The 21,074-nt window shown below is 70.0% G+C and carries 16 protein-coding genes; 6 read left to right on the top strand and 10 right to left on the bottom strand.

Features of this window, described 5'->3' with window-relative positions:
* The first annotated feature begins 112 nt into the window (after positions 1-112).
* A complete protein-coding gene (locus ACFVH2_RS15810) occupies positions 113-1,777 on the top strand; it encodes an amidase (RefSeq protein WP_378423978.1) in 1,665 nt (554 codons plus the stop codon).
* A 24-nt stretch (positions 1,778-1,801) separates the two neighbouring features.
* Here ACFVH2_RS15810 and ACFVH2_RS15805 read toward each other — a convergent pair whose 3' ends face one another.
* The 6 genes from ACFVH2_RS15805 to ACFVH2_RS15780 all read right to left on the bottom strand — a co-directional run bounded on the left by ACFVH2_RS15805 (position 1,802) and on the right by ACFVH2_RS15780 (position 11,520).
* A complete protein-coding gene (locus tag ACFVH2_RS15805; protein WP_378423976.1) occupies positions 1,802-3,247 on the bottom strand; it encodes a sugar porter family MFS transporter in 1,446 nt (481 codons plus the stop codon).
* Between the two features lie 205 nt (positions 3,248-3,452).
* The gene (locus tag ACFVH2_RS15800) at positions 3,453-4,469 is read right to left on the bottom strand and encodes an alpha/beta hydrolase (RefSeq protein WP_378423974.1); all 1,017 of its coding nucleotides are present in this window, start codon (positions 4,467-4,469) and stop codon (positions 3,453-3,455) included.
* 315 nt (positions 4,470-4,784) lie between these two features.
* On the bottom strand, positions 4,785-6,890 hold the full coding sequence (locus tag ACFVH2_RS15795; RefSeq protein WP_378423972.1) for a 3-hydroxyacyl-CoA dehydrogenase NAD-binding domain-containing protein: 2,106 nt from the start codon (positions 6,888-6,890) through the stop codon (positions 4,785-4,787).
* Positions 6,890-8,110, bottom strand: coding sequence for a thiolase family protein (locus ACFVH2_RS15790; RefSeq protein ID WP_378423970.1), 1,221 nt, complete (start codon positions 8,108-8,110; stop codon positions 6,890-6,892). Before ACFVH2_RS15790 ends, ACFVH2_RS15795 begins: the two co-directional genes overlap by 1 nt.
* A gap of 161 nt (positions 8,111-8,271) precedes the next feature.
* The gene (locus ACFVH2_RS15785) at positions 8,272-9,864 is read right to left on the bottom strand and encodes a serine/threonine-protein kinase (RefSeq protein WP_378423968.1); all 1,593 of its coding nucleotides are present in this window, start codon (positions 9,862-9,864) and stop codon (positions 8,272-8,274) included.
* A 120-nt stretch (positions 9,865-9,984) separates the two neighbouring features.
* Complete coding sequence (locus ACFVH2_RS15780) at positions 9,985-11,520, bottom strand: DUF1254 domain-containing protein (RefSeq protein ID WP_378423966.1); 1,536 nt, start codon at positions 11,518-11,520, stop codon at positions 9,985-9,987.
* Positions 11,521-12,232: 712 nt separating this feature from the next.
* On the opposite strand from ACFVH2_RS15780, the gene arr reads away from it, so the two are divergent.
* Positions 12,233-12,655 (top strand): NAD(+)--rifampin ADP-ribosyltransferase, encoded by a 423-nt coding sequence (gene arr / locus ACFVH2_RS15775; protein WP_378423964.1) that lies wholly within the window; start codon positions 12,233-12,235, stop codon positions 12,653-12,655.
* Positions 12,656-12,925: 270 nt separating this feature from the next.
* Here arr and ACFVH2_RS15770 read toward each other — a convergent pair whose 3' ends face one another.
* Entirely contained in the window at positions 12,926-13,690 is a 765-nt protein-coding gene (locus ACFVH2_RS15770; protein ID WP_378424005.1) for an oxygenase MpaB family protein, read from the bottom strand.
* Between the two features lie 266 nt (positions 13,691-13,956).
* Between ACFVH2_RS15770 and ACFVH2_RS15765 the strand changes: the two genes are divergently transcribed.
* Positions 13,957-14,571 (top strand): TetR/AcrR family transcriptional regulator, encoded by a 615-nt coding sequence (locus tag ACFVH2_RS15765; protein WP_378423962.1) that lies wholly within the window; start codon positions 13,957-13,959, stop codon positions 14,569-14,571.
* A gap of 17 nt (positions 14,572-14,588) precedes the next feature.
* Here ACFVH2_RS15765 and ACFVH2_RS15760 read toward each other — a convergent pair whose 3' ends face one another.
* Positions 14,589-15,842 (bottom strand): HRDC domain-containing protein, encoded by a 1,254-nt coding sequence (locus ACFVH2_RS15760; RefSeq protein WP_378423960.1) that lies wholly within the window; start codon positions 15,840-15,842, stop codon positions 14,589-14,591.
* Between the two features lie 188 nt (positions 15,843-16,030).
* Here ACFVH2_RS15760 and ACFVH2_RS15755 point away from each other — a divergent pair, with 188 nt between their 5' ends.
* Entirely contained in the window at positions 16,031-16,909 is an 879-nt protein-coding gene (locus ACFVH2_RS15755) for an alpha/beta fold hydrolase (RefSeq protein ID WP_378423958.1), read from the top strand.
* Here the strand turns inward: ACFVH2_RS15755 and ACFVH2_RS15750 are convergent.
* Positions 16,854-18,278 (bottom strand): wax ester/triacylglycerol synthase family O-acyltransferase, encoded by a 1,425-nt coding sequence (locus ACFVH2_RS15750; protein ID WP_378423956.1) that lies wholly within the window; start codon positions 18,276-18,278, stop codon positions 16,854-16,856. The two genes, ACFVH2_RS15755 and ACFVH2_RS15750, sit on opposite strands and share 56 nt — an antisense overlap.
* Positions 18,279-18,361: 83 nt before the next feature.
* On the opposite strand from ACFVH2_RS15750, the gene ACFVH2_RS15745 reads away from it, so the two are divergent.
* Positions 18,362-19,621, top strand: coding sequence for an alpha/beta hydrolase fold domain-containing protein (locus ACFVH2_RS15745; protein ID WP_378423954.1), 1,260 nt, complete (start codon positions 18,362-18,364; stop codon positions 19,619-19,621).
* Here ACFVH2_RS15745 and ACFVH2_RS15740 read toward each other — a convergent pair.
* Complete coding sequence (locus ACFVH2_RS15740; protein WP_378423952.1) at positions 19,602-20,183, bottom strand: DUF3000 domain-containing protein; 582 nt, start codon at positions 20,181-20,183, stop codon at positions 19,602-19,604. The genes ACFVH2_RS15745 and ACFVH2_RS15740 overlap by 20 nt on opposite strands.
* A gap of 117 nt (positions 20,184-20,300) precedes the next feature.
* Here ACFVH2_RS15740 and ACFVH2_RS15735 point away from each other — a divergent pair, with 117 nt between their 5' ends.
* Positions 20,301-20,993, top strand: coding sequence for a hypothetical protein (locus ACFVH2_RS15735; protein ID WP_378423950.1), 693 nt, complete (start codon positions 20,301-20,303; stop codon positions 20,991-20,993).
* Positions 20,994-21,074 lie beyond the last annotated feature (81 nt).

Here is a 21,074-nt window from a genome sequence, read left to right as displayed (position 1 = left end):
CGCGGGATCACCACCCGCCTGCTGAACGCCCGTTCATGTAGTCTCTTGCGTTCGTCAGGAGTTCGTCAGGAGTTCGTCAGGAGTTTGTCAGGAGTTCGACTGGGAGAGGCAGATGCACGCAGGCTTTTCACGCAGGACGTTCATCACCGCTGCCGGAGCCGGCGCCGCCGCTCTCGGAATGGGGGGCCAGGCGAACGCCGGCGCGCGGATCCACCGACGCGAGCGGACACTGCCCGACTCCGCTTCCATCACCGTCACCGACCCGGCGCTGCTCAGCGCCGTCGAGGCGGCCAGCCTGCTGCAGGAACGCAAGTTGCATCCGCGGGAGTTGCTGGACGCGTGCCTCGCGCGCAGCGCCGGGCACGACGGCGACATCGGCTCCTGGGTGCGCATCTACCCCGACGTCGCGCGCGAGCAGGCCCAGCGCGCGGGCGACAGGCTTGCCGAGGCAGGGGTGCGTCGGGACGGTGCCGCACCGCTGGTGTGTGGGCTGCCGATCGCGCTGAAGGACCTGTTCGCCGTCGAAGGACTGCCGCTGACCGCATCCAGCCGCGTCCTCGAGGGCAACATCGCCGCGGGTGACGCGACGGTGTGGCGTCGGCTGCGCGAGTCGGGCATGGTCCTGATCGGTCACGCGCACACGCACGAGTTCGCCCTCGGCTCCGGCACTCCGCAGACCGGCAACCCCTGGGACACGGCGGCGTCGGTCGGCGGCTCGTCGGGAGGCAGCGCCGCGGTGCTCGCGGCGAGGTTCGCGCCGCTGGCCACCGGAACGGACACCGGTGGCTCCCTCCGGTTCCCGGCGTCCGTGTGCGGAGTCACCTCGATCAAGCCGACGTTCGGTCGGTGCAGCACCTACGGGGTGATCCCGGTGGCGTGGAACCGCGACCACGTCGGTGTGATGGGACGCAGCGTCGCCGACGCCGCATTGCTGCTCGCCCACATGGCGGGTGCGGACCCCCACGACCCCGTCACCCTGCTCGGGCCGGACGTCGGTGCCGACGGCTACCCCCTCGTCGCGCGTGGCGGCCGGAAGCCATTGTCGGGCAAGGTGTTCGGTCTGCCCGCGACCGTGACGGACGACCTGCCGCAGGCGACCGCCGCGCTGTTCGACGACTTCCTCGGTCTGGTGCGCGAACTCGGCGGTGAGATCGTCGACGTCACCATGCCGCCGCTGCCGAAGGGCCTGCTGCTCGGCGACCAGTTCGAGGCCGGTGCCTTCCACCAGCAGTTCTCGGATCGGGTCGGGTCGTACGACCCGGTCAACGCGGCTCAGGTGACCGCCGCCGTCGCGGCCCTCGCCGGGCCGGTCGCCGACCAGTGGAAGCTCGGACGCGAGCGCACCACGTATCAGCGGGCCTACAATCGTCTGTTCACCGAGTCTCGGCTGGATGCCGTACTGGTTCCCGGCTCCATTCACGACGGGATGCGCCGGGGTGCAGGCCCGAACCACTATGTCAACGGCGCCGCGCAGTGGGCGAATCTCAGTGGCGCACCCGTCGTCTGCACGCCGGCCGGCCGGTCCGCGGCCACCGGCATCCCGTTCGGGGTCCAGATCGGCGGAAAGCCGTGGGACGAGGCGGGACTGATCTCGCTGGCACTCGAGCTGCAGGCGGCACGCCCGCACTGGCGTGACGCACCGGAACTCCCGGCGTCCCCGCGGACCATCCCCGAGGCCACCCGCACGAAGCCGGGCCCCGGCCCGGACCCGACGAACACCGACGCCGCCCCGCCGGCCTTCCGCTTCGCTCCCACTACCGTCGACGTCTCGGTGTGATCCAGGGGCCGCCACGTCTCCGGCTCAGCCCGCCGCCTCGAGCGTTCGGCCCCGGGTCTCGGCGACCAGCTTCCACACGACCACGAAGGACACCGCGGCCATCACCGCGTAGCCGCCGTAGGTGAGCGAGAGATTCCAGTCCGCGAGGGCTGGGAACGTCGCGGACACGAGGAAGTTCGCCACCCAGTTGGCGGCGGTTGCGATGCCCACCGCGGCCGCCCGCACCCGGTTCGGGAACATCTCGCTGATGAGTACCCACACCACCGGGCCCCAGGAGAAGGCGAAGAAGAACACGAACGCGTTGGCGGCGATCAGCGCGATCGTGCCGTTGACGCCCTCCAGGGTGGCGACGGACTCGCCGATGTCGTTGGTGGTCACGACCGCCGAGTGGAAGCAGACGGCCGCGGTGCCGAGGGAGACGGCCATGCCGATCGAACCGATCAGCAGCAGCGGCCGGCGGCCGATCCGATCGATCACCGCGATCGCGACGAAGGTACCGACGATGTTGACCAGTGCGCTGACGACGCTGATGAACAGCGACCGATCCTCGCCGAATCCGACGGCCTGCCACAGGGTGCTCGAGTAGTAGAAGATCACGTTGATCCCGACGAACTGCTGCAGCGCGGCCAGCGCGATGCCCACCCACACCAGTGGCGCCACGCCCAAACGCTTGGAGAACAGTTCGCGCACCGAGGTTTTCGTCCGGTGCTCGCTGAGCGAGGCGCGGATCTCGTCCATTCGGACGGTCACCGCCTCGCGGTCGCCGCCCTCGAGGCCGGAGATGATCACCCGGGCCTCCTCGTCGCGGCTGCGGGCCACGAGGAAGCGCGGTGACTCGGGGATGGTGTACGTCATCACCAGGTAGAGCAGCGCCGGTACGGCCTCGAGTGCGAGCATCCACTGCCAGGCCTCGACCCCGGCGAGTTCGCCCCGCGCGCCGCCGGCGGCCGCGTTCAGCGCGTAGTTGACCAGCTGCGAGACCGCGATGCCGAGCACGATCGCGAGCTGGTACATCGACCCGAGGCGGCCGCGGATGGCGGCGGGGGAGATCTCGGCGATGTAGGCGGGCGCGATCACCGACGCGACGCCGACCGCGACGCCGCCGAGCACCCGCCAGGCGGTGAGGTCGTACACGCTGAACGGGAACGCCGAGCCGAGGGCGCCGACGACGAACAGCACGGCGGCGATGCGCATCACGCGGATCCGGCCGAGCCGGTCGGCGAGTTCGCCCGCGATCCAGGCGCCGAGTGCGGCACCGAGCAGGGTCAGCGAGACGGTCAGACCCGTTCCGCCGGCACCGATGTCGTACTTGTCGCGGATGGCGCCGACCGCGCCGTTGATGACCGCGGTGTCGTAGCCGAACAGGAAGCCGCCGAGTGCCGCGGCGGCGGCGAACATGACGGCGTGTCCGATGTCAGCTCGCGCCGCGCCGTTGCCGGGGCCGCCGTAGACGGTGTCGCTGCTTGCCATGGCCGACCCCCAGCGCCCCGCGGTCGACGCCCCATTGCGTCGTGCAACACCCGGAGCACTCTGACGCTACTGCGAATCGGTTGCCCGCGCGCGCCTTCCACGGCCGGTCCGCAGTCGCGGGCGATCGCCGGGAGGGCCGTGCCGGACGCCCTCCACGCATTCCGCGCCCCGGGCGGGCTGCCCGGGGCGCGGAGCTACCTGGACGTCAGCGTCTACCGATACTGGCCGACAGGTCGGGGATCATCCGGTTGACCTGGTCCTCCCAGTTCTTCCAGTTGTGTACGCCCGTGGCGGGGTAGTCGTAGTGGACGTTGCGGGCGCCGAGGGTGGCCATCCGGACCTCGAAGGCGCGAGTGTTGATCAGCGCCAGTGCTTCCAGCGGCACGGCCTGCACGATGCCGAGCGCATCGGTGACATCGCCCTGGCCGGGCACGGCACTGCCGGACGAGATCCACAGTCGCGTGTTGTTGTCCTTGAGGCGCGGGGCGAACACGAACGGGTCCATCCGCAGCCACTGCGGACCCCACGGCGGCGCCATCGCGTCGATGTTGAAGCCGCCGGCGGAGATCATGGCGACGCGTAGGGCCTCACGCATGCCGGGCGCCGAGTTGTTGAGGAAGCCGGAGTACGAGCCCGCGAAGCTGAACTGCTGCGGGAAGTAGGCGGCCAGGGTCAGCGCGGCGCTGCCGCCCATCGACAGGCCGAACACGCCGTTGCGGGTCGAGCTGAACCCGAGCCGATTGTTCAGTGCGGCCGGCAGCTGCCGGGTGAGGAAGGTTTCCCACCGGTAGGTGTTGGCCTTGCCGTCCGCGTCGGCTGCGGCGTCGGAGCTCCCGATCCCCGACGAGCCGCCGGAGCTGCCCGAGGAGGACCCGAGTTCTCCCGGTCCCCAGGTACTCGGCGCGTTCCAGTCCGCGTAGAAGCTGGACTCGCCACCGACCGGCATGACGACGTTGATGTTCGCGGCCGTCAGCGCCCGGGCGACGTTGGTCTCGATCTCCCAGCCGTTGAGGTCGTTGCGGGCGCGCATCCCGTCCAGCGCGTACACCACGCGGTCGGTGTTTCCGTTGGCCGCACGGAAGACGCGGGACTTGATCGGTCCCATGTCGGAGTCGACCCAGAAGTCGGACCCGAAGTTCCTGTCGAAGGCGGCCGATGCGGTGCCGACGGGACCTGCTACCGACACCCCGAGCGGTAGCAGCATCGCCAGCGACACCAGCATCGAGCGCTTGAGCCGTGTGGCTCTCCCGCCTGTCAGACGTCTTGACTGCATTCTGTTTCGGCCTTTCGTCGGCGCGGCCATGCACAGCCGCTGTTCACGGGCCCATGCACCCTAACGCCTCATCCGCGGGCGCGAGCCCACCAAACGTCGTCGAGGCGAGATGTGTCCGGATCTTCACCTGTGCGCGGATGCGCCGCGATCAGGTTGTCTCCGCAGGTCGCAGGCGCAGGAGCGCCGCCAACGGCCCGACATGCGAAACGGGCGCGACACGGGAAGTTCCCGTATCGCGCCCGTTTCGTGACATGGCCGTCCCGGCTAGACGCTGGCGACGCCCTCGGCCAGGAATCGCTTGCCGTTGACGGCCTCGGAGGTCCCGGTGCGGTCCAGGTACGGGGTGATGCCACCGTTCCAGAAGCCGAAGCCGCCGCCGAGGATCAGGCACAGGTCGATGTCCTCGGCCGCCGCGACCACGCCTTCCTCGAGCATGATCCGGATCTCCTCGGCCATCGCCCGGCGGGTCCGCTCAAGCACCTCCTCCGCGGTGGAGACCTTGTCGCCCTGCGGCCACAGCGCGGCGACCTCGGGGTCGACGACCTGGCCCTCGGGCCCGTAGGTCCACACGCCCGGCTTGCGGGCCTCCACCAGTGCCTCGAGGCCGGGGGAGGACGTGAACCGGTCGGGGTAGGACGCCTGCAGCGTCTCGCCGGTGTGCAGTGCGACTGCGGGACCGACGAGCGCGAGCAGGGTGAACGGGGTCATCGGCATGCCGAGTGCGCCCACGGCGTTGTCGGCCACGTCGAACGGCGTGCCCTCGTCGACGGCGGTCATGACCTCGCCGAGGGTGCGGGTGACGAGACGGTTGAACACGAAGCCCGCCTTGTCGCCGCAGAGCACCGCGGACTTGCGCAGCGACTTCGCGGTGGCGAACGCCGTTGCCAGGGTGGCGTCGTCGGTCTGCTCGCCCCGGATGATCTCGAGCAGCGGCAGCACCGCGACCGGGTTGAAGAAGTGGAACCCGACCACGCGCTCCGGGTGCTTCAGCTCGGACGCCATCTCGGTGATCGACAGCGAGGAGGTGTTGGTCGCCAGGATGGTCTCGGGGGCGATGTGCTCCTCGAGCTCCGCGAACACCTTCTTCTTGACGTCCATGTTCTCGAAGACGGCCTCGATGACGAAGTCGGTCTTGGCGAATGCGGCCTTGTCCAGCGAGCCGGACACCAGGGCCTTGAGGCGGTTCGCGGCGTCCGGGGACAGCCGGCCCTTGCCCTGCAGCTTGTCGATCTCGGCGTGCACGTAGCCCACGCCCTTGTCGATGCGGTCCTGGTCGATGTCGGTGAGGATCACCGGCACCTTGAGCTGCTTGACGAACAGCATCGCGAGCTGGCTGGCCATCAGGCCGGCGCCGACGATGCCGACACCGGACACCTTGCGGGCCAGCGACTTGTCCGGGGCGCCGGCGGGACGCTTGGCCCGCCTGTTGACCAGGTCGAAGGCGTAGAGGCCGGCGCGCAGCTCGTCGGTCATGAGCAGGTCCGCGAGGGCCTCGTCCTCGGCCGCGAAACCGGCGTCGAGCGAGGCGGGGTCGGACAGGTCGGTGGTGCGCGCGAGCTCGAGCAGTTCGACCGTGCGAACCGCGCCGGGGGCGTTGTTCTTGGTCTTGCCGGCGACGATCGCCTTGGCGCGGGTGATGGCCTCGTCCCAGCCGGCGCCGCGGTCGATCTCCGGGCGGGCGGGGGTGACGGTGCCGGCGACAACCTGTGCGGCCCAGGCGAGGGACTGCTCGAGGAAGTCGGCGGAGCCGAGCACCACGTCGGCGATACCGAGCTCGAGGGCCTTCTTCGAGTTGATGACCTTGCCGTTGTTGAGCGGGTTCTCGACCGCGACGGTGACGGCGTTCGACGGTCCGATCAGGTTGGGCAGCAACTGCGTTCCGCCCCAGCCGGGAACCAGGCCGAGCATCGCCTCGGGCAGGCCGAGCGCGCCGACGTTGTCCGCGAACGTGCGGTAGTGGCAGTGCAGCCCGACCTCGAGGCCGCCGCCGAGCGCGACGCCGTTGACGAACGCGAAGGTCGGGACGGAGGACTCGCGCAGGCGACGGAACACCTTGTGGCCCAGGCGACCCAGCTCGACGCCCTGCTCGCGGGTGGTGATGGACGGGACGCCCTTGAGGTCGGCGCCCGCGGCGAAGATGAACGGCTTGCCGGTCACCGCGATGGCGGACGGGTTCGCGGCGAAGGCCTCGTCGATGGCCTTGTCGAACGCCAGCAGGCCGGCGGGCCCGAAGGAGTTCGGCTTGGTGTGGTCGAAGCCGTTGTCGAGGGTGATCAGCGCGACCGGGCCCTCGATGCCGGGGACCGAGATGATCTTGGTGTATGCGTTCGTCACGACCTCGTCGGCGAATGCGGTCTTGATGTCAGTCATTACGCGACTCCGGCTTCGTAATCGGCGTGGTTGGGGTTCTCCCAGATGACGGTTCCGCCCATGCCGAGACCGATGCACATGGTGGTCAGGCCGTAGCGGACGTCGGGACGCTGGGCGAACTGGCGGGCGAGCTGGGTCATCAGGCGCACGCCCGAGGACGCGAGCGGGTGGCCGCACGCGATGGCGCCGCCCCACTGGTTGACCCGCGGGTCGTCGTCGGCGATGCCGAAGTGCTCGAGGAAGGCGAGCACCTGCACGGCGAACGCCTCGTTGATCTCGAACAGTCCGATGTCCTCGATCTTCAGGCCGGTGCGTGCGAGCAGCTTCTCGGTCGCGGGGACCGGTCCGATGCCCATGACGGCGGGATCGACGCCCTGGTACGCGAAGCCGACCATCCGCATGGCGACCGGCAGGCCGAGCTCGGCGGCGGTGTCCTCGCCGGCGAGGATCGCGGCGGTGGCGCCGTCGTTGAGACCCGCGGCGTTACCGGCGGTGATGCGGCCGGCCGGGCGGAACGGGGTCTTGAGCGCGGCGAGGTCCTCGACGGTGGTGCCGGGGCGCGGCGGCTCGTCCTCGGTGGCCAGTCCCCAGCCTGCCGCGGACCGGGTCGCGACCGGCACGAGGGTGTCGGCGATGAAGCCGGCCTTCTTGGCGGCGTCGTACTTGTTCTGCGACGCGACGGCGTAGGCGTCGGTGCGCTCCTTGGTGATGGCCGGGAACCGGTCGTGCAGGTTCTCGGCGGTGTTGCCCATCACCAGGGCGCTGGGGTCGACGAGCTTGTCGGCCAGGAAGCGCGGGTTCGGGTCGGCGCCCTCGCCCATCGGGTGCCGGCCCATGTGCTCGACACCGCCGGCGACGACGACGTCGTACTGGCCGAAGCCGATCCCGGACGCGGTGGTGGTGACCGCGGTCATCGCGCCTGCGCACATGCGGTCGATGGCGAAGCCGGGCACGGTCTCGGGCAGGCCCGCGAGGATCGCGGAGGTGCGGCCGATGGTCAGGCCCTGGTCACCAGTCTGGGTGGTGGCGGCGACGGCCACCTCGTCGATGCGCTCGGGCGGCAGCTGCGGGTTGCGGCGCAGCAGCTCGCGGATGGCCTTGACGACGAGGTCGTCGGCGCGGGTGTCGGCGTAGATGCCCTTGGCCCCGGCCTTGCCGAACGGGGTGCGGATGCCGTCGACGAAGACGACTCCGCGGCCCTGCTGAGTGGATGGAGACACGCTGTTTCCTCCTGGTGGAGATGCTCACCGCCAACGTCCGGGGTGAGGCTCGGGTTGCCCTCGTAGCGCGCAGTCCCACGCACGCTACCGGTCGGTAACTTAGTCTACGTCAATACCGGGGGTACCGGCACGCGGAGTGCGAGCGGCCGTGGGGGCGCGGTTCAGTGACCCCCGAACCGGTACTCGAGCACGGGTTCGCGGGCCACGACCCCGCCGTCCTGCGCGATGGTGAGCGACTTCGAGTCGAGGGTGTAGGTCGCAGTGTCGTCCGACGCGATGAAGCCGGTCGACGTGGGACGCGGGTCGTCGAGCTCGATGTCGGCGCCGTCGCTGCGGCGAACGCCCCGGTAGTAGTAGCGGCCCTTGTCTGTCTCGCACACCACCACCGCGGACTTCGGTGTCCGCGCGACTGCGACCGCCGGGTCGGTGTCGTCGCAGCGCGGTCCGTCCTCCTCGTCGACGAAGCCCTGCGCGTCGGTGCCCTTCACCTTGCCCGCGGCCTTGGCCGGTGGGGCGGCGGCCGCGGCGCTGGGAACCGTGGTCGGGGGGTGCGTGCGCGGCGGAGCCGATTCCGGGGTGTTCGCCGCCGCACTGGGCGCCGCGGCGACGACGGGAGCGGGCGTCGGCGCCGGCGCAGTTGCCGAGATGCCGACCGCGGCCGGGGCGCCGGGGGAGTCGGGGCCCGACGAGCCGATCAGCCACGCCGTCGCCGCGGCCGCAACGACGGCGACCAGCGTGCCGCCCACCACCAGGGGCCTTGGGCTCCGGCGTCGCACGGGCTGCACCGGGGCCGGCGTCGGCGTCGGGGTGGCGGGTATCGCGGTGGTCGGCATCGCCGGCACGAATGCTGTGTGCGCGACCGTTGGGGGTGCGAGCACGGTGGTCAGGGCCGGCGCGACCGCGGTCGGCGCGGATCCCGCATGGAGTGCCGCCGAGGCCGCGTCTGCGAACGCGACACACGACGGGTACCGATGACCGGGGTCCTTGGCCATGGACCGGGCGATCACGCCGTCCAAGGCGGTCGGCAGGTCGGGTCGACGTTCGGAGACCCGCGGAACGGGAAGTGACAGATGTGCGTGCAAGAGGTGAACCGGATCGAAGCCCGGGTAGGGAAGCTGGCCGGTCAACAGCTGAAAGAACGTGCAGCCCAACGAGTACTGATCGCTGCGCGGGTCGAGCGGCAGGCCCTGGATCTGTTCGGGTGAGGCGAACTGCAGGCTGCCGAGCACGGTGCCGGTGCGGGTGAGCGCCGCAGCGTCGACACCTTTGGCAATTCCGAAGTCGGCCAACAGGACTCGCTCGCCCTCGCTGCCGACCGGTGCGGACAGCAGGATGTTCGCCGGCTTGACGTCGCGATGCAACACCCCGTGTGCATGCGCGTAGTCGAGTGCGCGGGCCGTCTCGGCCACGATCCGGACCGCCCGCGCGGCCGGCATCGGGCCCTGGCGAAGCGGGGCGGCCGCGTCGGTCCCGGCCACGTACTGCATGGAGAGCCACAGCTGGTGTCCGGCGGTGCGGTGGTTCGGGTCGCCTGCGGCTCCGCGGTCGAAGACGGTGACGATATTGGGGTGGTCGAGGCGCGCCGCGTGGTCGGCCTCGCGCAGGAACCGGTCACGACCCTGCGGATCGCTGGTGAGGGCCGGATCGAGCAGTTTCAGTGCGACGAGGCGCGGCAGGCTCGGGTGCCTGGCGAGGTAGACGGTTCCCATTCCGCCGGACCCGAGAAGGCGCTCGATCCGGTGACCTGCGAACACGCTGCCGGGCTGCAGTTCTCGCGCGCTGATGCTCCACCCCTGATCCTGTTCGGGAAATACGCGCCAGCATATCCCGGCCCGTCGAAGGGGCCGGTTTGCCGACCTGTCGCAGGTCGTGGGCTACGGGGCCTGCTGGACGGCGGGGGGAATCCACTTGCCGTCGAACAGTTTCTGAGTCGGCCAGTACATCCGCAGCAGGAGTACGAAGGTCCCCTCGGGCGCGGGAAGCCAATTGCAGTACTTGGTTGCCTCGGTCGTCGGATCCGGTTGGGCGGCTTGGATGTAGAAGGTCAACGAGCCGTCGGCGTCGAAGCAGGGCAGGTGGTCCTGGACGGCCGGAATGCCGAGGGCGTTCCGGTTCGTCGAATTGGGGAACAGTGTTTCGCCGGGCACGTTGTACAGGGTCACCGACCAGAACGCCCGCGGATCGGCGGGCGGAAGCTCGTCCTTGGCGAAGTGCAGGGTGTAGCGATGTGCCCCGCCGAGGGCCTGGCCGGTGCCGTCCTCGAGGGCGCCGGCATAGACGGCGTCCCGGAAGTAGTTGGCTCCGTAGCCGCCGCGGGCCGTCGCCGCGCGGAGGAGATATCTGCTCCCGTATGCGCCGAGGTCGAGGGTCATGTTCCAGTTGGTGACCGTCGGTGAGGTGCGCTTCGCGGCCGCGTCCACGATCTTGTTGCCCTCGCGCGCCGCGTCCGTGAGGGCCTGGCGAGCCACGGGGTCGAGCTGGTCGATGTCGAACGGCTTGCCGGGGACCAGCCCGACACGTGCGAGCGCGTCGACCGCCGCGGCGTCACCGGGGAGGGGCGGGTTGGACTGCCACAACTGCGCGAACCTCGCGAAGTAGGACACGGCGTCCATGGTGTCTATCTGGGTGTAGGGCGCAGTCGTGTCCAGGTGCGGGTCGTACCCGGACCGAGCGGGTGGACTGTACGGCGTCCCGTACGCGTGCAGTGGGGTCAGGGTGTACTGCGACTGGAGGGCGGTGACCGCGGCGAGATCGGCCGCGGATCCGGTCGAGTAGGTCCGGCCGGCGATGAACACCGTGTTGGTCGGGAACCGGAACACCTGGGTGAGCCCCGCGGGCAGCGGTCCGGTCCAGTCCGGCCCGACGTAGGCGTAGTCGCCGGCCGTCGCGGCGGTCCTGGTGCCGGGCGAGTTGGGAATGACGTTCGTCCAAGCGTCCATCGACTCCATGAGGAAGAAGCGGCCCCCGAGGTCCGGGAGGTGCATGACGACGGGTTCCTCGCGTAGGTCGAGCCAGGCGACCGAGTACGGCGTGTTGACGTTCGGCAGGACGATGTCGGTGGGGCCGGGGGTCGGCAGCGCGTTGTTGGAGAACTGGTTGACCGGTGCGCGGCCCGGTGTCGTCGTCGCGTTCGGCACATTGGTGCCGACACCCTCGGTCACCCCTGTCATGACCAGCGGATACGCGTATGTGTAGGCCAGCATGCCGATCGCATAGCAGCTGGCGTAGTCGTGGCAGGTCGGTGGCGGGTCCGCCGCGGATGCCGCGGCGCTCGGCGATGTGACCGGTGGCGCGGTCGCCACGACCAGTGCGACGGTCGCGGCGACCGCCCACCGGACGATTCGGTGTGTCCGGGAAACTCGCTGTGTCCGGGCAACTCGCTGTGCGAGGACGGGGCTCGTGGCTGTCATGGTGCGCCTCCAGACCGACCGGAATCAGTCTAGGAGTCGGGGAAACCGCGCACACGCGATTCGTGTCTGCGACGGCGCGGGCCTCCTCAGAACGGTGGCGGGTCGTCCGTGGTCTCTGCCTGCTCGGGTATCGGTGGGGCGGCTCGTCGGGTCGTGACCTTCGGTGTGGGCGTCCCGGGGTCGGGGTGGCCGTGTACGGCGGTGGGGAGTGTGACGGCGCGGGTCCCGGTGACGGTATTCGACGATGTGGTCGAGTTGGCATCCGGCGGCGGGTCGGTGGCGCCCTTCACACGCCCGCTCGACGGTATCCAGGGTCGCGTAGTTTGACCGGCCATGAAAGTCGCGGCGACCCGGTTGATCGGGCCGGCGCCTCACCAACATTGTCGAAGGAGACGTCACGCGGTCGTCCGGGTGGACTTCCGCGCACGTTCTCGTCGCGGCGATCGCGGTGTTCGTCGTCGCGGCGTTGCGGCCGCTCGCGCTCAGCGCCGAACATGTTCCGAGACGGATCGACGCCAGTGCGAGGTGCGGCGGTAGAACCGCAGCTGGTCCGGCTGAGTGTGCAGGCTGCCGCCGTGCTGTGTGGGAGTTGGGCGCGCACAGTGGTGGCGTCTCGTCCACCTTCAGGATACGGCGTGGGTGGGGGCTTGCGGCAAGGCCCCGGTGATGCGGAAGACTCGCTCGTCCCACCAGGTAGACGAGAGGGTTACAGATGTCCGGACCGCTCGACGAGGGACCGTTCTTCCACGGCACGATCGCGGACCTGCGCGTGGGTGAGTTCCTCACCGCAGGCCGCCCGTCGAACTACCGCCCTGAGAACGTGATGAACCACATCTACTTCACCGCCCTCGTCGATGGAGCCGGCCTCGCTGCGCAGATCGCCGCAGAACTCTCGGAGAGTGACGCAATTCCGCGAGTTTATGTAGTAGAGCCAACCGGGGAGTTCGACAATGACCCGAACGTCACTGACAAGAAGTTCCCCGGTAACCCCACTCGGTCGTATCGCAGTAGCGCCCCACTGCGCGTCGTCGGAGAGATCACCGAGTGGACGCGACTGACACCCGAACAGCTTCAGACCTGGCGGGAGCGGCTGTCGGAGCTTCTCTCGAGCGAGCGTGGCGAGATCCTCAACTGAGGTGCGCGTAGGGGTACAGGAAGGACATCAGCACCTGCTGAGGCAGACCGCAGAGGGGAATTTCAGTCCGCTGATCGCCCTCGCCACCAGATTTCGTACCGCCGACGAACAACAGCGAACAATTGCCTACTTTGATGACAACGATTGCGATCAGTCGTGGTCAGGATGGTTGTCACACCGCAGGTCAAAGCGGCGGCAATCGCCAACTGTGTTGGCGATTCAAGCAGGTGGCAGGACCGCGTCGCGGTCCTGCCACCTGGCTGCGCCGAATCAGACCAGCGCGCGACCGGTGCGGATACGCCAGCGCAGGTCGGCCATCAGGTAGTTGTAGGGGAACTCGCGCAGGATCGTCGGGAGGAACCGGTTGACGGTGGCGATCGCCTTCATCGTCCGGTCGAAGCGGCGCTGGTCCCGGCTCGTCCACGAGTAGTGCATCTGGTCCCGAAACTCCTGCGGGAGAAAGCCCTTCGTGACGAACAGATTCAGCGGTCCGAGGAGCTTCGCGAGGATCGGGTGGGCGAAACCGGCGCGCGCGATGATGTCGAGGTGGGCGCGAACGGCGTCGTCGATGGACACCTTCTTCATCGCCTCGGTCCAGTACCGCTCGAAAGCGTCCCGGTGCTCGGGCCACATCTCCTGCTTGACCTGCAGCGTGGTGCCGAACACGGCGCCTCGCTGGTAGTAGTACTCGCGCTCGGCGCGGCCGTACTCGCCGCGTAGGACCCGGTGCGTGTCCTCGAAGCCGCGGTAGATGCAGGCCGCGACCCACAACTGCAGTTCCGGATCGAAGGCGTTGTACTGCACGGGGCTTTCGGCGGTCGAACGAACCTGCGCGTGCGCGCGGTTGACGCCCCGGCGGAACAGCTTCTTCTCCTCGTCGGTACCCATCGCCGCCACCGCGAGGTAGGTGAGGGTGGTGCGGCTTCGTTTGATCGGATGGTCGAACAGTCGGCCCGACTCGACCTTGCTCTCCATCACTCCGTAGCCGACGCCGGGCCACGAGAGCTGCATGATGACGTTCGCCGCGCCGGCCATCAGGGACACGCCATCGATCTGGGGGAGCACCGGCCCGCCGTCGATCGCCCGTACGGACCCATCGGCGCCGGACGCCGCGTGCGGCCGCGGGGCGGCCACGCTCGACGCATCCCGCGCCGGCTCGTTGTCGCCCGCCACGTCGCCGTCTGTACGTACCACCGACATCTGCCCCTCCAGACTCCTCGTTCGGCACTCCCTCGCCTATCTGAATACGACCGTACTCACATATATGTGTGGCGTCCAGGCTTCGGTGGAAAGATGGCTGCATGACGTCGTCGGCACGGGTCTACGCGGGTGTGGAGGGCGATCAGCGGCGGGCCGAGCGGCGCAAGCAGTTGATGGAGGCGGGCCTCGACCTGCTCGGCGCACACGACGGGGAGGCGGCGGTCTCGGTGCGCGGGGTGTGCAAGCGGGCCGGCCTCGCGACGCGCTACTTCTACGAGAACTTCGACGACCGGGACGCGCTGTTGGTCGCCGTCTACGACCACGCCGTCGAGCGGATCGCCGAGGGCACGCTGCGCGCCGTTGCCGAGGCTCCGCAGAGCGAGCGCGCAATGGTCGGTGCCGGTGTCGCCCACATCGTTCGAGCCGTCGCCGAGGATCCGCGTCTCGGCCGGATCATCTTCTCGGCCCCGGTGAGTTCGGTTCTGGCGCAGCGCCGATTGGAATCCGCTCGGATGTTCGCCGGGCTGACCACGGCGCAGGCGGTCGACTTCTACTCGCTGCCGGCCGGCCCGCGGCTCGACGTGGTGGCGCACTTCGTCGTCGGCGGCCTCGCGCAGGTGATGACCGCCTGGCTCGACGGGACCGTCGATGCCGACGAGGCCGACCTCGTGCAGCGGTGTACCGAGTTGATGATCGCGGCCGCGGGGGTCAGGTAGGCCCCCGCGGCCGACCGTCACTTCGCGGCCAGGGCTCTGGCCAGCACCGGTCCGGTGAGCCGGCGCTGCCAGGGCCGGGCGCCACCGTCGCCGAGGGTGTGGTCCACCAACGCGGTCAGCTCGGCCTGGCTAGCGCCGACGTGGTCGGCGGGCACGTAGTCCCAGCACAGCCGGCGCACCAGATCGGGGGTGAGCAGATTCTCCACCGGCACGTGCACCTCCTCGCTGAGCGCCGTCATCTCGGCCCGCGCGGCGGTGAGGCGGTCCGCTGCCTCCGGGTGTCTGCGCGACCACCGGTTGATCGGCGGCGGGCCGGTGAACGGCTGCGTCAACGGCGGCAGGTCCGACTCGGGCAGGGCTCGGGCGCGTTCGAGGGCGTCGAGCCACAGCCGGGAACTGCGTCGCTGCCGGGGGCCGCCGAAGACGGGGAGCGCGCGCAGGGTGTCGACGGTCTTCGGGTCGGCACTCGCCGCCGCGACGATGGCGGAGTCGGGCAGCACCCGGCCGGGGGCGATGTCGCGCTTGCTCGCCATCGCGTCGCGGGTCTGCCACAGCTCGCGCACCGCGGCGAGGGCACGCGTCGACTTGAGCGAGTGGATCTGGGACGTGCGCCGCCAGCGGTCGGCCTTCGGCTTGGGTGGACCGGCGAGCCGGACGTGCTCGAATTCCTCTGCGGCCCATTCGGTCTTGCCCTGTGCCTCGAGCACCTCGGCCATCGCGTCGCGCAACTCGATCAGCACTTCGACGTCGAGTGCCGCGTAGTTGAGCCACGACTCGGGCAGCGGACGGCTCGACCAGTCGGCGGCGCCGTGTCCCTTCTTCAATTCGAGGCCGAGCATCCGCTCGACGATCGCGGCGAGGCCGACCCGGTCGAAGCCGGCCAACCGGCCGGCCAGTTCGGTGTCGTACAGGGCGGCCGGGCGCAGGCCGAGTTCGTCGAGGCCGGGCAGGTCCTGGTCGGCGGAGTGCAGTACCCACTCGAGCGGGTTGATCACCTCGGCGAGCGGGGCGAGGTCGGTGGCCACGGGGATCGGATCGATCAGGATGGTGCCCGCCCCGGCGCGGCGGAACTGCAGCAGGTACGCGCGGTTCGAGTATCGAAAGCCCGATGCGCGCTCCGCGTCGACGGCAAGAGGGCCGGTGCCGTTCGCGAGCCGCTCGACCGCCGCGGCGAGCAGGCGGGTGTTGTCCACGACGTCGGGCAGTCCGTCGGCGGGGGTGAGGAGAGGTTCGGCCGCGCGGGCGGGCACCGGGTCGCTGACGTCAGACATGAACAGTGACTTTACGACGCGGGCCGAGGCGGTGCCGCACCTCGCGGGCGGCGGCGCGCCGCAGGTGCCGGTGCGGGGCAGTGTTCGTGCACGCGACAGCCCCGGCTACGGTGGAACAGGTTCCAGTTTTGACGACATCGGCGCAGAGACATCCGCGCAGGGACATCGCACAGAGGGGGACGATTCCCGTGAAGCTCGCGACCGTCGCCCCGGTGGGGCACGTGCCGCCTGGTTCGATGGTGGAACTGCCCGGCCGGGGCAGCACCTACGTCATCGACACCGGGCCCGTCCCGGCGGGAACGCGGGGTGAGCGTCCGACGCTGTTCCTGCTGCACGCACTGGCCTGCACCGGCGCCCTCACCTGGTACCCGGTGATCGAGCGGCTCGCCGCCAGGGCCCGCGTGGTGGTGTTCGACCAGCGCTGGCACGGCCGCGGCATCCGCTCGGACCGGTTCCACCTCGAGGACTGCGCCGACGATGCGGCGGCCCTCGCGGACGTGCTCGGTATCGAGCGCTTCGTGGTGGTCGGCTACTCGATGGGCTCGTTGGTCGCCCAGCTCGCGGCGCGCGCCCACCCGGACCGGGTTGCGGGCATGGTGCTGTGCGCCGGAACCACCAGCTTCCGCCGCGGGGTCCGGGAGCGCTTGGCGCTCGAGGCGCTGAACGCGTCGATGGGCACCCTCAAACCCGGCGCGGGCCCGGTGCCCGCCGACTCCGACGCGCCGACGGGTGGCCACGGAGCCGGCTCCGATGCCCGCAGTCGCGCGTGGGCCCTCGGGCAGTTCCGTTCGACCGCCCCCGGCGCGGTCGGCCGGGCGGTCGCCGAGATCGGCAAGTTCGACTCCTCGTCGTGGCTTGCCGATCTCGACGTGCCCGCGTCGGTCGTGGTCACCGCGAAGGACCTGATCATTCCGCCGCGGCGGCAGCGCTGGATGGCCCGGCAGATCGTCGGGGCCTCGACCTACGAGGTGGCCGCCGGGCACGCCTCCTGCGTGCTCGAGGCGGAGACCTTCACTTCTGGACTGCTGCCCGCGTGCGCTTCCGTGTCTTCGCGCGCGCGGCCTTGACCAGTTCGTCGAGCGCGGGGCCGAACGCGTCCGCGAGATCCCGGAGTTCGGGCGCGAGTTCGCGGCACGAGACCAGGCCGACGTTGAGCTTGCCGTCGAGGGACATCACCGTCACGTTCAGCCCGGCGCCGTGGAAGATCGGCCCCAGCGGGTACATCGCCTTGATGTGCGCGCCGAGGAAGTACAGCGGAACCGGCGGGCCGGGCACGTTGGAGACGACCAGGTTGCTCACCACCGGGTGCCGCTCCGCCAGGCTGAGCGAACCGTAGACCCGCATCGCGCCGCCGAACAGCGTCGGCGCGGCGAACTGCGACCAGTCCTGCAGCAGGGACGCGCCGAGGTCGGCGTTGTGCGACTTGACCATCGTGTTGTGCACGTTGGCCTCCTTGAGTCGCTCGACCGGATCGGCGATCTGTGTGCCCAGCTGGGTGAACATCCCCGATATCTGATTGGTGCCGGGGCGGTCGGAGGTCTCGTGCACCGACACCGGAACCATCGCCACCAACGACGACTCCGGGAGCTCGTCGCGGTCGGCCAGGTAGGTACGCAGCGCACCCGCCACCGTGGCGAGCACCACGTCGTTGACCTTGACGTCGAAGGCGTTCTTGACGAGCTTGACCTTGTCGAGATCGAGCTGCGAGTAGGCGATGTTGCGGTGGCCGGTGATCGCGCCGTTGAGCGAGGTGCGCGGTGCGGTGAACGGGGCCGGCATGGCCTCGCCGCGGCGTGCACGACGAATCCACTTGGGCAGCAAGGTGATACCGCCGGGAAGCGCCTGGGCGATCTTGAGCGGCCGTGTCGCGAACCCGATCAGCCCGCCCAGGGCGAGGTCGAGGGTGTTGCCGCGGCCGACCTCGCGCTGGTCGGGGTCCGGCTCCGGCCGGGGCGCGTCCGGGGTCAGGCTGCACAGCTGCGCCATCATGCTCGCGCCGGTCACGCCGTCGACGTTGGCGTGGTGCATCTTGGACATGATCGCGACCGAACCGTCCTCGAGGCCCTCGATCACCCACATCTCCCACAGCGGGATCGTGCGGTCCATTCGCTGGCTCGCGATGTGGCCGCACAGTTCGGCGAGCTCCGCGCGGCCGCCGGGGGCGGGCACGGCGATCCGGTGCAGGTGCCGGCTGATGTCGAAGTCGGTGTCCTCGACCCAGGCCGGATGGTCCAGGTTGAGCTTGGAGTCGAAGAGTTTGCGGCGAAACCCCGGCATGCCGCGCACGCGGGCGGCCAGTTCCGACTCGAAGTCGGCGAAGCTGTACCCCCCGGGGATTGTGGAGACGTCCAGAACGATCAGCCCGCACACGTGCAGCAACTGCGTCGGTGTCTCGAGATAGAGGAACGTGGAATCCAGACCGCTTAGTCTCTCCATGGGCACAATGGTAGAACGTGTTCTAAATTGGAGGCGGGGGATTTGGGCCGTCAAATCCCGTTTCCGGTAGTGAGAGGCACCACATGTCGCATGGATTCCTGGTCCGGCAGGCCGTGAACGCCGCCCTGACCGCCAACGCACTTCGCCCCGTGCCGGGTATGCCCGCTTCGGTCGCGACCTTCTTCGCCGGCTGGCTCACCTCCGAGCTGGCACCCCAGCAACTCGGGGCGACGCTCGTCGACTCCGCCGTGCACCTCGCCCGTCACGGCGCCCGGACACCGGCCGACCGGGTGGGTCTGGCGCTGGCCGCGGCCTCCGCCGCGGGTCTGACGGCGAACATCGTGGCGTCGAGGCGGGCGGGTACCGAGATGGCCACGGCGTTGGCCGAGATCGGCGTGGACGATCCCGGCGCCGGCCGGCCGCTGAACTGGCGCTCGGCCGCGCGGCCGTTCCAGATGCGGCGGTCCGGGGTGCGGCGGGTCCGCAATCTCGAGTACGCGCCCGGCGGCAAGCGGTTCTGGGTGGACGTCTACCACCACCGCGACACCCCGGCGAACGCGCCGATGCTGCTGCAGATCCACGGCGGCGGCTGGGTCGTCGGCAGCAAGGACCACCAGGGGCTGCCGCTGATGGTGGAGATGGCGTCCCGCGGCTGGGTGTGCGCGGCGGTGAACTACCCGCTCTCGCCCCGCGCGAAGTGGCCGGCGCACCTGATCGCGATCAAGCGGGCGGTCGGCTGGATGCGGGAGAACGCGACGCGGTTCGGCGGCGATCCCGACTTCCTCGCGGTGACCGGCGGCTCCGCCGGCGGCCATCTCGCCGCGATGGTCGCGTTGACCGCCGACGACCCGACACTGCAGCCGGGATTCGAGGAGGTCGACACCTCCGTGGCGGCCTGCGTTCCGTTCTACGGCGCCTACGACTTCGCCGCCGAGACCGAGATCAAGGCGGTCCGTCAGCGCGTCGAGTCCGGACTGAGCGAGATGATCTTCGGTCCCGACGCCAAGATCCCCGACGACTACCTGGCCGCGTCCCCGCTCGCGCGACTGCACGCCGACGCGCCCCCGTTCCTGGTGATCCACGGCACCAACGACTCGCTGATCCCCGTCGCCGAGGCGCGCGCGTTCGTCGAGCGACTGCGGGCGGTGTCGGCCAACCCGGTCGCCTACGCGGAGTTGCGCGGGGCCCAGCACGCCTTCGACATCTTCCACTCGATCCGCAGCGACCAGGTGACCCTCGGTGTCGCCGCGTTCCTCGACGCGGTGCGTGCCGGGACGGTCGGGCGGACGGCGAAATCGACCGAGGCAGGCCGGGACGAGCCGGTCAGCGACCCAGCGAGGTGATCCCGGCGGGCGGCAACCCGGCGGCGTAGGCGAGTACCTCGCAGAACGCCTCCACGTGCCCGGCGAGGGTGGTGGTCTTGGCGGTCCAAGAGGCGCGCAGTTCGAGCTGATGGGCGCGCGGCGGACCGGCGATGTCCCCGTACCGCACCGAACTGGTCGCCGTGACGGTCCCGCCGAGCGCGGTCAGTGGTTCGTGGTGCGCCTCGAGCGCGTCGACCAGCCAACTCCATGCGACCTCGGGCAGCAGCGGGTCCGCGGCGAGGTCCTCGTCCAGGTCGGCCTGGATGTAGGCGACCAGTCGCATGGTGCCGTTCCAGGCCTCGTCCCCGGCCGGGTCGTAGAGCAGGATCAGCCGCCCGAACGCGTCGCCCTCGGACTCCTCGGCGACGGTGTCGGCGTCGGCGTGCCGCACCTCGGCGCCGATCGCGTAGCTGTACGGCGCGAGGCGCTGCGGAGGGCGGATCGGGCCGATCTCGATCAGCGGGTGAACCGACGCCGTGTGCATCGAGTCGATGGCGCTGCGGAACGGCGCAGGCTCGGCGGAGGATCCCGACATGGTCACACCGCGGACGGTAATCCGGCCCCGATGGTCGTCGGTGGAGGCGCGCCGGTTCCAGGAGCATCGTGCGCCGGACGTTCCTCGTCGTGCATCGGTCTCGCCGCAGGCATGATGAACAGTGTGGATCAGTTCCTCGAGTTTCTCTCGCACTCCTGGTGGCTGGTCTTTGTCTTCGGCGGCAGTATCGGCGGGGCGCTGAAGGCGATCGGCGCGGCCAACCAGCGACGCGCCGATCGGCGGCAGGAGCGCTACCGGCTGAAGCAGCAGACCAAGGTCGAGATCGCCCGCGCCAAGGCGCAGGCGCACGTCGACGAGCAGACCCAGCGCCGCGACATCGCCAAGATCGTCGACGAGCACGACCAGACCGACGCTCGCTGGTTCGACTACGAGATGAGTCTGGTGACGCTGCTCGACTTCCCGATGATGACCGACCTGCGCGAACCCTTGACGGTTGCGTTCCACAAGGCCAAACGGCGCGCGGACCTGCTGCGTCCGGCGGACCCGGAATCGCTGGTGGGCAACCACGAGGCGCAGGTCGAGTACCGCGAGGCCGTGCACGACTACGCCGTTGCCTTCGATGTCGGCGAAGCGGAGGCCAAGCGTCGGCGTCGCAGCGGGTTCACCCCGCGTGAGCAGGAGCGGCTCGCGCGCGCCCAGAGATTGCTGCAGCTGGCCATGGACGACGCGGCCACGCACGAAGAGCGGCAGAGCGCGTACGTGAAGGCGCGCAAGGATCTCGACGGGCTGATCGTGCTTCCATCCGGTCCACGAGCACAGCTCGAGCGTCGGATCGCCGGCCAGATCGGCGCATGAGTCCCGCGAGCGGCGACTTCCGGCGGTGACACCGGGAGTCGGGTTCCCGGTCGCGGATCTGGCAGCATGGCCGGAGAAGAC

The sequence above is a fragment of the Rhodococcus sp. NPDC127527 genome (assembly GCF_042672245.1).
Classification (GTDB): domain Bacteria; phylum Actinomycetota; class Actinomycetes; order Mycobacteriales; family Mycobacteriaceae; genus Rhodococcus_G.
The sequence above is the reverse complement of the archived record's forward strand: the minus strand, read 5'-3'. Positions and strand labels throughout refer to the sequence as shown.

Coding starts and splice junctions, on each gene's coding strand:
- ACFVH2_RS15780 (WP_378423966.1), bottom strand. CDS start 11,520: ATGACAGCCACGAGCCCCGTCCTCGCACAGCGAGTTGCCCGGACACAG.
- ACFVH2_RS15800 (WP_378423974.1), bottom strand. CDS start 4,469: ATGCTGGTGTCGCTGGCGATGCTGCTACCGCTCGGGGTGTCGGTAGCA.
- ACFVH2_RS15760 (WP_378423960.1), bottom strand. CDS start 15,842: ATGTCTGACGTCAGCGACCCGGTGCCCGCCCGCGCGGCCGAACCTCTC.
- arr (WP_378423964.1), top strand. CDS start 12,233: ATGTCCGGACCGCTCGACGAGGGACCGTTCTTCCACGGCACGATCGCG.
- ACFVH2_RS15750 (WP_378423956.1), bottom strand. CDS start 18,278: ATGGAGAGACTAAGCGGTCTGGATTCCACGTTCCTCTATCTCGAGACA.
- ACFVH2_RS15745 (WP_378423954.1), top strand. CDS start 18,362: ATGTCGCATGGATTCCTGGTCCGGCAGGCCGTGAACGCCGCCCTGACC.
- ACFVH2_RS15770 (WP_378424005.1), bottom strand. CDS start 13,690: ATGGCCGGCGCGGCGAACGTCATCATGCAGCTCTCGTGGCCCGGCGTC.
- ACFVH2_RS15795 (WP_378423972.1), bottom strand. CDS start 6,890: ATGACTGACATCAAGACCGCATTCGCCGACGAGGTCGTGACGAACGCA.
- ACFVH2_RS15810 (WP_378423978.1), top strand. CDS start 113: ATGCACGCAGGCTTTTCACGCAGGACGTTCATCACCGCTGCCGGAGCC.
- ACFVH2_RS15765 (WP_378423962.1), top strand. CDS start 13,957: ATGACGTCGTCGGCACGGGTCTACGCGGGTGTGGAGGGCGATCAGCGG.
- ACFVH2_RS15805 (WP_378423976.1), bottom strand. CDS start 3,247: ATGGCAAGCAGCGACACCGTCTACGGCGGCCCCGGCAACGGCGCGGCG.